This window comes from Amycolatopsis sp. BJA-103 (genome assembly GCF_002849735.1).
Taxonomy (GTDB): domain Bacteria; phylum Actinomycetota; class Actinomycetes; order Mycobacteriales; family Pseudonocardiaceae; genus Amycolatopsis.
Map to the genome: position 1 here is coordinate 1,465,607 of NZ_CP017780.1, position 13,280 is coordinate 1,478,886.

Sequence of the window (13,280 nt, forward strand, 5' to 3'; positions counted from 1 at the left end):
AGGGGAAAGCATGCTGCCAGGTCGGGAAAACGTCGGCACGGTGGAGGATCTCCACGCGTCGGCGGCGAAACTCACCGGACTGGACGATTTCGGTGGCGAAGACCATCTCGAAGGCCTCCGCGTACTGCTGGATTCCTACGCCGGCGAGGCGGGGTTGACCCCGTACGGCAACAAGGTCCATCGCGCGTTCCTGCGGGGCGCTTTGGTGGCGAGGTCGTTGAGCGAGGCGTCCTGGAAACAGCATCCGGAGTACGCCGGGGTTCCCGTCGAGCGACCCATTTTCGTCACCGGCCTGCCACGCACCGGGACAACGGCACTGCACCGGCTGCTCACCGAGGATCCGGCGCACCAAGGTCTGGAGGTCTGGCTGACCGAGGTGCCGCAACCGCGGCCTCCGCGTGAGACCTGGGCGGAAAACCCGGTCTTCCAAGGAATCCAGGCGGGCTACGAGAAGCACCACGTCGAGCATCCCGAATTCATGGGCCTGCACCATATGTCCGCGGGCCAGGTCGAGGAATGCTGGCAACTGCTGCGGCAGTCGCTGAAATCGGTGTCCTACGAATGCCTCGCGCACGTGCCGTCGTACTCGCGCTGGCTGGACGGCCAGGGCTGGACCGACGCGTATCGCAGGCATCGGCGCAATCTGCAGCTGATCGGCCTGCCCGACGCCGGGCGCCGCTGGGTGCTCAAGAACCCGAGTCACCTCTTCGCGCTCGACGCTCTGCTGGAGGTCTACCCGGACGCGCTGATCGTCCAGACCCACCGCGCGCCGAGCACGATCATCGCGTCGGTGTGCAGTTTGAACGAGCAGGCTTCGGAAGGCTGGTCCGACGTCTTCCGCGGCGACGTGATCGGCCGTGATCAGCTGGAGCTGTGGGCACGCGGCGCGGAAAGGTCGCTCGAAGCGCGGGCGCGGCACGATCCGGCGCAGTTCTGCGATGTCCGGTACGAGGATTTCGTCGCCGACCCGATCGGCACCGTCGAGGGCGTCTACCGCCACTTCGGGTTGCCGCTGAGCGGCGAAGCCCGGGACGCGATGACCGTCGTGCACGCCGAAAGCCGTTCCGGGGAAAGGAAACCCGTGCACCGGTACGACCTCGCGGACTTCGGGCTCACCGCGGGCGAGGTCGACGAACGCTTCTCCACCTACCGCGCCGCCCACGACCTCTGAGGGTCAGAAGCCGGCGGCGGCGCGTTGGGCGGGGAGACCTCGGGTGGTGATCCCGCGCAGCACCTCGACCCGTTCCGACCCCGGCCGCCCGAGCACCCAGCTCGACCCGGGGACCTCCTTGGCGCGCTTCTTCAACGGCGCCAGGAGCCGGGAAGCGTCCTTGTAGGACCGGATCGCGCCGTTCCCGCAGACCAGGGTCGCGAGGGAAACCGTCACCGGCAGCTCGTCGGCCGACCACGCCGTGTCCAGCAGCGCGGCGGCGATCGTGCCGATCTCGTCGACGTCGCAGGCGATCAGGAAATCGTCCCCGCCGACATGGCTGACGCGCATCCTGCGCAGCCGTGACTCCAGGTCGGTGAGCGTCCGGCCGAGCGTGCGGATCAGGTCGTCGCCCGCGGCGAACCCGGCGGTGTCGTTGACCGTCTTGAACGAGTCGACGTCCAGCCAGGCCGCGACGAACGGCTCCCGCGCGTTGATCCGGCGGTCGACGTCCCTGGCGACGGCGTCACTGCCGGGCAGGCGCGTCAGCGGGCTCAGCGAGACGGCCTCCTCGACCTTCGCTTCGGCCACTCCGCGGAGGACCTCGTTCACCAGCACCACGCCGACGCACCGGCCGCGGTCGTCGACCACCACGACGTCGTCGCCGGTCCGGCTCCAGTCCGCGTCGGTGACCAGTTCGAGGAACTCCAGCGCGCTCGCGTCCGCGTGGATCGTGTGCGGCCGGTCGGCGAGCCGCGACGCGGGCCGTTTGGCGTGCAGGGCATGGCCGTACAACCCGGTGACCGCGACCAGGAACCGCGTCCGGTCGATCGACCACTGTGGACGGTGCCGGTCGTCGATGCCGACGATGCCGCTCGGCCCGTCTGCGGCGGCCAGGACCTCGCGGACGGCGTCACAGGTCGCGGCCTCCGGCAGGGTGCTCGCGGGCCGGAGGAAGTCGCCGACGCGGCGGGCGCGCGCGGTGCCGGGGACGAACGGGCCGGGCGCGTCCGGCGCGGGCAGCGGCGCGTGGTTGCCGTCGGGCGGGGCGAGCAGGTTGCCCTGCGCGATCCGCACCCCGAGCCTGCGCGCGGATTCCAGCTGTTCGGTGGTCTCGAGCCCGGTCGCGACCAGCCGGTTGTCGGTGCGCGAGGCGAAGTGCAGCACCGCCTCGACCACCGCGACGGCGGCCGGGTCGTGCGGCAGGCCACGCAGCACGCTGCGGTCCAGCTTCACCAGGTCGATCGGCGCGGAGGCGAGCAGCGTGAGCGGGAGGTCGCCGCGGCCGAGGCCGTCGAGCGCGAGCCGGAACCCGAGGTCGGTCAGCCGCCGCATCCCGCTGAGCAGCTGGTCGGCGGGGACCTGGGAGAACGGCGGCCCGATCTCCAGCACGACGTCCCTGGTCCGGCGGCCGGACAGGCTGAGCGCCTCGGTCAGCGGGTCGAACCGGGACACGGGTGCGGCCAGGGTCCGTGCGGACAGGTTCAGGTGCAGGGGGAGGGTGGTCTGCGGCTCGTTCTGCTGCCGGACGGCTTCGGCGGCCAGGCCGATGTCGACCTCGGCCAGCTTGCCGCTGCGCCGGGCGTCGGCGAGCAGTTCGTGGGCGGTGCCGCGGCCCGGCCGCGCCAGGGCTTCGAACGCGACGACGCCACCGGTGTGGAGGCTGTACAACGGCTGGTAAGCGAAGCGGACCGCGATCTGCAACGTCACGTTCGTATGGTCGCCGGATGCGGCGGGAAGCGAAACACGTGTCAACTGATGTTCATCATGGCTGCACCGGGTTACCTAGAACGGCGTAACGCACGCCACCCGATCAGGTGTTTTCTCACCGGCCATGGCGCCGTTCGGAAAAGTGTCGACATCGCTTCGGCGGTACCCGGAAGGTCTTCGCGACCGGTGGTGAAGGCCCGCTGGAGCCCGATGGGCAGCGTGAAGAAATGATCGAAGAACACCGGGACCAGTTCGGGTGGCATCCCGCACAGCACCCGCAGCCCGTGCCGCCGCAATCCGTGCACGGCGCGGGCCGAAGCGGGCCACAGCGCCCGGTGAGCGGCCGACGCGGCCTCGGCGGGTCCCCGGTCCCATGCCTCCGCGATGGCGTCGGCGACCGATTCCGCGAGCCGCACCGAGGTCGCCACGCTGTACCCGGTCGCCGGGTGCACCAGACCGGCGGCAGCCCCGAACGGCACCGTCCGGCCGCGCCGGGGCACCGGCACGTCGAGCACGATGCGCACGCGTTCCTCGCGCCCCCGTGAGGTCAGCCCGGCAGCCGTCAGGCGGGCACGCAGCCGCGCCGCGAGGAGCTCCAGCGGCAGGCCGGGCTTGCGTGCCAGCGAGGTCTCCTCGACCAGGACGGTGCCGTCGCCGAGCGGCAGCACGTACAGGAAGCCCTGTTCGCTGCCACGCCAGTCCATGAACACGGCGGTGTCCGGGCTCTCGATCAGCCGCAGCGCGTCCTCGGCGGGGAGGACGGCGCCGAAAGCCGTCTGTTCGTACCGGTTTCCCCGCGGCCGGGCGCCGGAGGCGTCGACGTACAGGCCGGCCGCGAGGACCCGTCCGTCCTCGAGCCGCACCGACGAGCCCAGCCGTCCGTGGTCGACGCCGGCCACCGTCCCGGCGAAGACGTCGTAGCCGCCGTCCAGCCACGTTCGCAGGCCGGCGTTGTCCACGACGAGGTACTGCCTGTCGAGGACGTGCGGTCCGGTTCCGAAAGCGAGTGTCCTCGACGGAGCGCAGGCGACGGCGCTCTCGGGCAGCGACGGCAGTTCGTCGGCCCACAGCCCGTAGGTCGCCCGCCACCGCCTGCCCGGCGCCGGGTCGATCAGGATCGTCGAAAGGCCTCGCCGCGCGCAGGCACGCGCCAGCGCCCGCCCGGCCGGGCCGCCACCCGCGATCACCACGTCCGCCACCTGGGCATCTCATCATGCCGTCGCGACGGATACGGTGTGATGCATGGAACAGACGGACCCGAGGGCGTGGCGGCGTGATCCGGAGAGCGAAAACGCCGGGTTCACCGACCTCGCCACGAGCCCGTTCCGGATCGACCGGGACCGGATCGCCGCGTCGCCGTTCTTCGCCCGCCTCGGCGGGGTGACCCAGGTGGTCAGCGCCGGCGGTTCCGGGCTGCTGCACAACCGGCTCACGCACAGCCTCAAGGTCGCGCAGGTCGCGCGCGCGATCGCCGAGCGGATCAACGTGAGCAGCGATTCCGCCGAACTCGCCGCGAAACTGGGCGGCTGCGATCCGGACGTCGCCGAGGCGGCCGCGCTCGCGCACGATCTGGGGCATCCGCCGTTCGGGCATCTGGGGGAGCAGACCCTCGACCGGATCGCCCGGCACCGCTTCGGCCTCGCCGACGGATTCGAAGGCAACGCGCAGTCGTTCCGGATCATCACCACGACCGACGTCCGCGGCCCGTCCGCCTCCGGGCTCGACCTCACCACGGCGGTGCGCGCCGCGGTGCTGAAGTACCCGTGGGCGCGGCTGCACGTGCCCGATCCGCATCCGACGTCGATGGACGTCCAGCCGCGCGGCGCGGCCGAACCCGCCGACGCCCCCGGCACCGGCGCGAGCAAGTTCTCCGCCTACAGCACCGAACTCGACGACTTCGCCCAGGCGCGGGCGCCGTTCGACGGCCGGATCGAACCCTGGCAGCAGACCGTCGAGGCGTCCGTGATGGACACCGCCGACGACATCGCCTACGCCATCCACGATCTCCAGGACTTCCACCGGATCGGCGTTCTGCAGCACGCGCCGGTCGCGGCCGAGTTCACCGGCTGGGTGGACCACGCGCTGGACCTGGCCGGGCTCGACGACGCGACCTTGACCGCCGAACGGCGGCTTCCCGGCCGTTCGCTGGAACGGCTGCGCCGCCGGATGCACGCCAAGGACGGCTGGATCGTCGACGACGACGCCTTCACCAGCGCCGTCGCCCGTGTCCGCGCCGAACTCGTCGACGGCCTGCTCGCGACCGGATTCGACGGTTCCATCGAGGCCGAACAGGTCACCGCGGCCTTCTCCTCGAAGTGGACCGCGCGGCTCGTCGACGGCGTGCAGGTCGTGCCGTCACCCTCGACCCGGACAGGGCACCTCACGCTGCGGCCCGCGCAGTGGCACGAGGTGCAGGTCCTGAAATTCGTGCACCGGCGGTTCGTGCTGCTGCGCCCGGAACTGGCCCTGCACCAGCGCGGACAGGCGAGCCTGGTGACCACGCTGGTCGACGCGCTCGACGCCTGGCTGCTCGACCGCGACGAGTTCTACCGGCTCCCGCGACGACTGCACGATCTGGTGGAACTGGCGCGGTCGGAGTTCAACGACCTCGCGCGGAGGTCGCCGGAGCTGCTCATCGGAGCGACCGGGGAACCGGTCACCGGCGCCGACGCCGTGCGCGGGCTCGCGCGCGGCCGGGCGGTGGTCGACTTCGTGGCGTCGCTGACGGACAAACAGGCGGTGACCCTTTTGGACGGCTTGTCCGGTCGCGCTTCGCAGCCGTGGTCGGACTCGTTCGTCCTTTGAGGCCGGTGCCCCAGCACACCGTGACCATACGATTACGCTGATCGGCCTACCTTCTGCGGCCAAAAACGGAAAATCCCCATCTGACGTCACTCGAACGGCCTCTGCCGACGGTGCACGCGCGGTACTTAGCTTGATCCAGCCGGTGATCGCCGGCATTGGTCAGCGTGAGTCGGGGCACGCGCCTAGGAATCGGAGGCGCACGTGCGTCCAACCCGTTCTAGCAGGAGAAGAAGAACGATCCTGACCGCAGGCACCGCGGCGCTCGTCACCGCGCTCGGCCTGGTCGGCCCGCCCGTCTCGGCGGCGGAAACCGCCCAATCCCCGGACGCGTTCTCGGAGAACACCGTCCGGCAGATCGAGGCCCTGCAGTCGATCAAGAAGGGACAGCAGACCGGCGAGTCCAAAGTGGACAGCCGACTGCTCGTCGAACAGAAACTCCGCGCTCAGCGCATGTCGGCCTCCGCGGTTCCCGCACTGGGGTCTGGGGCGAATGTCTCCGCGGCCGGCACCGTGCTCGTGGACATCCGGGGCCAGGTCTCCGAAGGACTCCTGAAGAGCTTGCGTGAATCCGGTGCGGGGATTCGCGCGGTTTCCGAGCACTACGGCAGCATCCGCGCCGAGGTGCCGCTGAACGCGGTCGCGGCGATCGCGGGCCGCGAGGACGTCAAGAAGGTCGAAACCGCCAACGAGGCGTTCACCGCCCGCCAGCTCGCCGAGCCCTCCGCCGCGGGCAACCAGGCGAAGCGGGAAAGCAAGGAAGAGAAGGCCGCCCGGATCGCGGACGAGCTGAAGAAGGCCGTCGAGGCCAAGGGCCAGGTCGGCATCGCCGCCGGACCGATCAACAGCGAAGGCGACCGCGCGCACAACGCCGACACCGCGCGCCAGCAGTTCGGCGTCACCGGGGTGGGCACCAAGATCTGCGCGCTGTCCGACGGCATCGACTCGCTCGCGACCTCGCAGGCGCGCGGCGAACTCCCGGCGGGCGTCGACGTGATCCCCGGCCAGGAGGGTGACGGCGACGAGGGCACCGCGATGCTCGAGATCATCCACGATCTCGCGCCGAACGCGTCGCTCGGTTTCGCCAGCGCGTTCAACTCCGACGCCAGTTTCGCCGACAACATCCGCAAACTGCGCTTCGACGCGCACTGCGACGTGATCGTCGACGACGTCCTGTACTTCAAGGAATCGCCGTTCCAGGACTGGATCATCGCCCAGGCCGTGAACGACGTGACCGCCAACGGCGCGCTGTACTTCTCCTCGGCCGGTAACGAGGGCAACGTCGCCGACGGCACCTCGGGCCACTGGGAAGGCGACTTCGTCGACTCCGGCAAGGGCGTCGGCAAGTTCGCCGGTACCGCGCACAACTTCGCCGGTGCCGCGGGCAACCAGATCTTCCAGCCGATTTCGAGCGCGTCGCCCGCGGTGCCGGTCACGCTGTTCTGGTCGGACCCGCTGGGCCGCTCGAACAACGACTACGACCTGTACCTGCTGAACGCGGCGGGCAACGTCGTCGACTTCAGCCAGGACGTCCAGACCGGGACCCAGGACGCCTACGAGCGGGTGGACACCCCCGCGGGCGGCGGTGCCGGGCTGCGGCTGGCCATCGTCAAGTTCTCCGGTGAGGGCCGCTACCTGTCTCTGTCCGCGCTGCGCGGTCGCTTCTCCGACTCGGCCGACGGTCTGAAGGCCTACACCAAGCCCGGCGTGACCGTGGGCCACTCGGCGGCGCGGGACGCGTTCAGCGTCGCGGCGGCGCCGGCGGCCAAGGCGTTCCCGCGTGCCCTCGAACCGGGCGACCCGGCCAACCCGGCCGGCCCGTTCCCCGGTGCCTTCGGCGCGACCACCAAGGTCGAACGGTTCACTTCGGACGGTCCGCGGCGGATGTTCTACCAGGCCGACGGCACGCCGATCACCCCCGGCAACGTGTCCGGGACCGGTGGTGAGGTCCGCGCCAAGCCGGACATCACCGCGGCCGACGGCGTCTCCACCAGCGTCACCGGCTTCACCACGTTCTACGGCACGTCGGCCGCCGCGCCGCACGCCGCCGCGATCGCGGGCCTGGTGCTCTCGGGCAACCCGGGGCTGCCCCCGGCCGACGTGCGCGAGGCGCTGATCAACACCGCCGTCGACATCCTGGCCCCGGGCCGTGACCCCTCCAGCGGCGCGGGCGTCATCCTCGCCGACAAGGTGCTCGCGTACACAGGTGCCAGCCCGCAGCCGCTCGCGACCGCGGGCCAGCCGACGGTCACCCCGGCCGACGGCGGTTCCGCGCTCGACCCGGGCGACACCGCCAAGGTGACCCTGCCGGTGACCAACCGCGGTGACGGTGTCGCGTCGTCGACCAGCGTCGTGCTCAGCAGCCCGACCCCCGGTGTCACGGTGGCGCCGCGGTCGAAGTCGTACGGCACGATCAGCCCCGGCCAGACCGGCGTGAACGACTTCACCATCACCGTTCCCGCCACGCAGGAACTGGGTGTGCCGGTGGTGCTGAACGCGCGCGTGACGTTCGCGGGTTCGTTCTCGCCGAGCACGTCGACGTTCTCGCTGCCGGTCGGCACGCCGTCGCCGGTGACGCGGGACTTCGCCTACGCCGGTGACGCGGTGGCGATCCCGGACAGCGATCCGACCGGCGCGACCGTGCCGATCACGGTGAGCGGTGTCGGGCGCGCGTCGAAGCTGACGTTCTCGATCGACGGAGCCACGTGCAACACCGACCAGACCTCGACCACGGTGGGCATCAACCACTCGTACGTCGGTGACCTGGTCGGCACGCTGACCGCGCCCTCGGGCGCCAAGGCGACCGTGTTCCAGCGAGGCGGCGCCGGGGGCAACAACCTCTGCCAGGTCGTCTTCGCCGACACCGCGACCGCGCTGTTCAGCTCCGTGTCCGCGGCGAACGCGCCGTTCACCGGGACCTACAAGCCGGTTCAGGCGCTCGGCGGCCTGACCACCGGTACGGCGGCCGACGGTGTCTGGAAGTTCACCGCGGTGGACGTCGCCGGTGGCGACACCGGGTCGATCCGCTCGATCTCCTTGCACCTCAACGGTTACGTTCAGCCCGGGGTGGCTGAGCGGCCCGCGGGCGTCGGGAAGTCGGTCGGCAAGGGGCCGGTGAAGCCGGTCTAGTCGTCTCGTCATGCGCGTGAAGGCCCCCTTCCTCGGCTGAGCTGAGGGAAGGGGCCTTCACGGCCCCTGCACCCGGCCCCAGGCAAAGGGCGATTTCGCGTGCTTGGAGGCGGAACACGCGTGATTGGAGGGCGAACACGTGGCGGAATGCGTAGGTTGAGCCCATGGCGAAGGAGCGGCAGGTAGCCGGAGGCGGCAGGGCGGTCGAAGTCGCCCCAGATCGCCTCGAGGGCTGGTACGCCCGCTTCGCCGTCCGCAACGAAGGCGTCCGCGAGACTGAACTGAGCCCCGACACCGTCAAAGTCACCGCGCACAACGGCGTCGTCGCCGTCGCGACCGTCCCTTTCGGACCGTTGGAGGCCGAGGGGACCGTGACCGGACTGGCCATCGGGCCGCTCGTCGACCACGCCCTGATCTCGCGGAGGATCGCGCTCCTGTTGGTGCGGCGCGGTGGCCACAGTGTCGGGATCACGCGCGGGGGAGTGGTCGTCCAGTCCAGGACGGACCGCCATCTCGTCCAAGGCCGATCCGCGGCGGGCGGCTGGTCGCAACAACGCTTCGCGCGACGCCGGGAAGGGCAGGCGCGCGTCGCGCTCCGGTCCGCCGCCGAGGACGCCTACGAAGTGCTCGTGCCTCAACTGTCCGAAGTGGACGCCGTCATTCTCGGCGGTGACCGGCGGGCACTGGAAACACTGCGTGAGGACCGGCGGCTGGCGCCGTTGTTCGACCGTGCCGAACCTCGCGTTCTCGACATCGCCGAACCGCGCCGGACGGTGCTCGACGACGCGGCCGAACGGGCCGTCGCGGTGGAGATCACGCTGCACGGACCGTGACGTCGGGCACGTCGAGGGACGGCTGAAGGCTCCTTTCCCCGCATGTGATGCAGGGAAAGCGTCCTTCACCGCATCGCATGCGGGGAAAGCGTCCTTCAGCTCCGGGTCGTGACGTCGGGCACGGTCGGATAAATCCGCTCGACACCGGCCCGTACACTGATCGCGTGGACATCCTCTTGGAGTGAGCTCCTCGCCTGCCCATCGGCAGGCGAGTCGAAGCTGTCCACTCATCCACCCCCTTTTACCGGGAGTTCCCGTGATCACGGCCTCTGGCCTGCAGCTGCGCGCCGGCTCGCGCATTCTGCTCGACGAAACCAACGTCCGCATCCAGCAGGGCGACCGGATCGGCCTGGTCGGCCGCAACGGCGCCGGCAAGACCACCTCGCTCAAGGTGCTGGCGGGGGAGGGCGAGCCGCACGCCGGCGAGGTCCGCCGCAGCAGTGAGCTCGGCTACCTGCCGCAGGATCCGCGTGAGGGCGACCTGTCCGTCACCGCGAAGGACCGCGTGCTCTCCGCCCGCGGCCTCGACTCGTTGATGCGCAACATGGAAAAGGCGCAGACCGCGATGTCGGAGCTGGTGGACGACAAGGAGCGCGACAAGGCGATCAACCGCTACAGCCGTCTCGAAGAGCGCTTCGCCTCACTCGGTGGGTACGCCGCCGAGAGCGAGGCAGCGCGGATCTGCTCCAACCTCGGCCTCGCCGACCGGGTGCTCGCGCAGACGCTCCAGACCCTCTCGGGTGGACAGCGTCGCCGCGTGGAGCTGGCCCGGATCCTGTTCGCCGCCGCCGAGGCGGGCGCCGGCGGCAAGTCCGAGACGATCCTGCTGCTCGACGAGCCCACCAACCACCTCGACGCCGACTCCATCAACTGGCTGCGCGGGTTCCTGAAGCAGCACGACGGCGGTCTCGTGGTGATCAGCCACGACGTCGAACTGCTCGGCGACGTGGTCAACAAGGTGTGGTTCCTCGACGCGACCCGCAGCGAGCTGGACCTGTACAACATGGGCTGGCAGCGCTACCTCGACGCGCGGGCCACCGACGAGAAGCGCCGCCGCCGCGAGCGTGCGAACGCCGAGAAGAAGGCGGCCACGCTGCAGCAGCAGGCCGCGAAACTCGGTGCGAAGGCGACGAAAGCGGTGGCCGCCAAGAACATGGCCCGCCGCGCCGAGCAGATGCTGTCCGCGCTCGACGAGACCCGCCAGGCCGACAAGGTCGCCCGGATCAAGTTCCCCGAGCCCGCGCCGTGCGGCCGGACCCCGCTCACCGCGGAGGGGCTTTCGAAGTCCTACGGTTCGCTCGAGATCTTCACCGGAGTCGACCTCGCGATCGACCGCGGTTCGAAGGTCGTCGTACTCGGATTGAACGGTGCCGGAAAGACGACTTTGCTCCGGCTGCTCGGCGGAATGGAAACTCCGGATACCGGGGAGACCATTCCGGGTCACGGATTGCGTTTGGGCTATTACGCACAGGAACATGAAACGCTCGACCACGACGCTTCCGTGTGGGAAAATATCCGTCACCTCGCGCCGGACACCGGAGCGCAAGAGCTGCGGAACCTTCTCGGGTCGTTCCTCTTCACCGGCGAGCAGCTCGATCAGACCGCCGGCACGCTCTCCGGCGGTGAGAAGACGCGGCTCGCGCTCGCCGGTCTGGTGTCCAGCGCTGCCAACGTTTTGCTGCTCGACGAGCCGACGAACAACCTCGATCCGGCCAGCCGTGCCCAGGTCCTGGACGCTTTGCGCAGCTTCGCCGGGGCCGTCGTCCTGGTGACGCACGACCCGGGCGCGGTCGAGGCGCTGGAGCCGGAACGCGTGATCCTGCTGCCGGACGGAACCGAGGACCATTGGTCCGCCGATTATCTGGAACTTGTCCAGCTTGCGTGAGCTCTGCGTCCGTTCGGGTGCTTGATCGATGCCATCCGGCCACTGAAATGGCCCAATGTGATCGCGGTTTCAGCAGTTTTGCGCTCGTCGTCTGGCATTCCGGCGCTCAGTGTTCGATCATTGCGGCGACAGGGGCCGCTATGTGGCCCAGAACACTCTCGGCGGGAAGGCGATCGACGTGGCTGATCTCAAGAAAGGCGCGCGGATCACCGGCAACACGCGTGACAAGCTGGCCGCTGACCTGAAGAAGAAATACGAGAAGGGCTCGAGCATCCGCGCCCTCGCGGAGTCGACGGGTCGCTCGTACGGGTTCGTGCACCGGGTTCTCTCGGAATCCGGCGTCCAGCTGCGTGGTCGTGGTGGTGCCACCAGGGTCAAGAAGAAGTAGTCACGAAGAAGTAGCGGACTGCTGCGCGGGGGGCGCAGTTCCCTTACCGGGGACCGCTGTTTCAGACGATTCACTGGCGGCGAAGGCCAGCCTGGCACCGAGCAGGACCAGCGGATACACCAGGTAGCCGTACCTCGTCGCCGGGGTGAGCAGGATCAGCGCGCCGAGTCCGACGGCCATGCGCAACAGCGCGTCCGAGCCGGTCGTGGGAGGTCGGCGGATCAGCCAGATCAGGATCGCGACGGCCGCGATCCCGAGCAGGGCGAAGGAAATCGCCGTGCCGACAAGGCCGAGTGAGGCGATGAGGCGCCCGGGCAACGGGCTCGCCGCGGGTGACTCGACCACGCCCATTCCCAGTGGGAACCGGAAGACGTGCTCGACGAACGCCTTCGGGTCCACGAGATAGACCGGCAAGTGCAGGACCAGGGTCGTCACCACGAGTGCCGCGGCGAATCCGCCCAGTGCGCGAGGACCACGCCGCGTGAGCAGCAGGACACCCAGCACGACCACCGCGGGCGCGACGATGAGTTTCGCGCTGATCACCAGCGCCAGCACGAGACCCGACAGGACCGCGCGTCCGCTCGTGGCCAGCGCGAAGGACAGCACCAGCAGGCCCACGATGGCCAGGTCCGGGCCCGCCACGGCCCAGGTCAGCGCGGTCAGCGGGCAGGCCAGGGCGAGTTGTGCGGCGCTCACCGGGATTGTCGGCCACTTCAGCAGCCGCAGCGTCAGCAGTACACATGCGACGGCCGTCAGCGCGAACATCCAGCGTGCGTCGGTCAGGGCGTCGGCCACCGGCCCTCCGCCGAACAACGCGCGCGGCAGGCCGAAGACGGTCATCACCGGACCGTATGGTGTGTAATCGTTTACTTCCGCCGCGCGACCGAGAGCGGTCACATCGACGTACGGGGTTCCGTTCTCCAGAAGGAGTTTCGCCGACCGCTCGATCACCCAGACCTCGGGCTGGGCCGCCCATGAGACCGGCGTGATGAGCCAGTCCACTCCGGTCAGACGGCGAATGACGAGCATTCCCAAGGGAAGGATCATCGCGAACAGCCCGATGGCCCCGATACCTACCCACCGAGAGCCGAGTGCGCCGGGCGGCCGCTTGCCGCGGCGGGCGGCGATCATCAGCCAGCTGGTGTGGACCACCGCGAGGCCGTAACCTGCGACAGCGAAATTGGCCCACACGCGGTACCCGTAGAACTCCGCGACGGCCGTGTTCAGCCCGGCGAAGATCAGGCAGCCGGCGTAGAAGACCAAGTCGATGGTCAGCTGTCGCGAGTCCTTGGTCACCGGCTCAGGCTACCGACGCGGCCGTGCCCGCCGAAAAGAGGACGCGGAAACCGGGAAGCATCCGGTGTTCTTCGGTGTTGGTGCTGG

At 69.8% G+C, this 13,280-nt stretch carries 9 protein-coding genes; 6 read left to right on the top strand and 3 right to left on the bottom strand.

The annotated features are described in order from the left end of the window. The first annotated feature begins 10 nt into the window (after positions 1-10). On the top strand, positions 11-1,171 hold the full coding sequence (locus BKN51_RS06890) for a sulfotransferase family protein (RefSeq protein WP_101606813.1): 1,161 nt from the start codon (positions 11-13) through the stop codon (positions 1,169-1,171). Positions 1,172-1,174: 3 nt separating this feature from the next. Here the strand turns inward: BKN51_RS06890 and BKN51_RS06895 are convergent, their stop codons facing one another. Next, positions 1,175-2,860 (bottom strand): GGDEF domain-containing protein, encoded by a 1,686-nt coding sequence (locus BKN51_RS06895; protein ID WP_101613088.1) that lies wholly within the window; start codon positions 2,858-2,860, stop codon positions 1,175-1,177. 71 nt (positions 2,861-2,931) lie between these two features. Beyond that, positions 2,932-4,059 (bottom strand): lycopene cyclase family protein, encoded by a 1,128-nt coding sequence (locus tag BKN51_RS06900; protein WP_101606814.1) that lies wholly within the window; start codon positions 4,057-4,059, stop codon positions 2,932-2,934. 43 nt (positions 4,060-4,102) lie between these two features. On the opposite strand from BKN51_RS06900, the gene BKN51_RS06905 reads away from it, so the two are divergent. From BKN51_RS06905 to BKN51_RS06925, 5 genes are all read left to right on the top strand, one after another. After that, positions 4,103-5,665: a deoxyguanosinetriphosphate triphosphohydrolase family protein gene (locus tag BKN51_RS06905; RefSeq protein WP_101606815.1), complete on the top strand. Its 1,563-nt coding sequence runs from the start codon at positions 4,103-4,105 to the stop codon at positions 5,663-5,665. A 237-nt stretch (positions 5,666-5,902) separates the two neighbouring features. Continuing rightward, on the top strand, positions 5,903-8,791 hold the full coding sequence (locus BKN51_RS06910) for a S8 family serine peptidase (RefSeq protein WP_101613089.1): 2,889 nt from the start codon (positions 5,903-5,905) through the stop codon (positions 8,789-8,791). Between the two features lie 164 nt (positions 8,792-8,955). Then, positions 8,956-9,624: an acVLRF1 family peptidyl-tRNA hydrolase gene (locus BKN51_RS06915; protein WP_101606816.1), complete on the top strand. Its 669-nt coding sequence runs from the start codon at positions 8,956-8,958 to the stop codon at positions 9,622-9,624. Positions 9,625-9,880: 256 nt separating this feature from the next. Further along, positions 9,881-11,509: an ABC-F family ATP-binding cassette domain-containing protein gene (locus BKN51_RS06920; RefSeq protein WP_101606817.1), complete on the top strand. Its 1,629-nt coding sequence runs from the start codon at positions 9,881-9,883 to the stop codon at positions 11,507-11,509. 178 nt (positions 11,510-11,687) lie between these two features. Further along, positions 11,688-11,897: a helix-turn-helix domain-containing protein gene (locus BKN51_RS06925; RefSeq protein WP_003071237.1), complete on the top strand. Its 210-nt coding sequence runs from the start codon at positions 11,688-11,690 to the stop codon at positions 11,895-11,897. Here the strand turns inward: BKN51_RS06925 and BKN51_RS06930 are convergent, their stop codons facing one another. Next, entirely contained in the window at positions 11,898-13,193 is a 1,296-nt protein-coding gene (locus BKN51_RS06930; protein WP_101606818.1) for a glycosyltransferase family 87 protein, read from the bottom strand. It abuts the gene before it with no gap. Between the last annotated feature and the right edge of the window lie 87 nt (positions 13,194-13,280).

Bases quoted from the DNA above. Each gene is read 5' to 3' on its own strand.
- BKN51_RS06905 (WP_101606815.1), top strand. From the start codon at position 4,103: ATGGAACAGACGGACCCGAGGGCGTGGCGGCGTGATCCGGAGAGCGAA.
- BKN51_RS06890 (WP_101606813.1), top strand. From the start codon at position 11: ATGCTGCCAGGTCGGGAAAACGTCGGCACGGTGGAGGATCTCCACGCG.
- BKN51_RS06915 (WP_101606816.1), top strand. From the start codon at position 8,956: ATGGCGAAGGAGCGGCAGGTAGCCGGAGGCGGCAGGGCGGTCGAAGTC.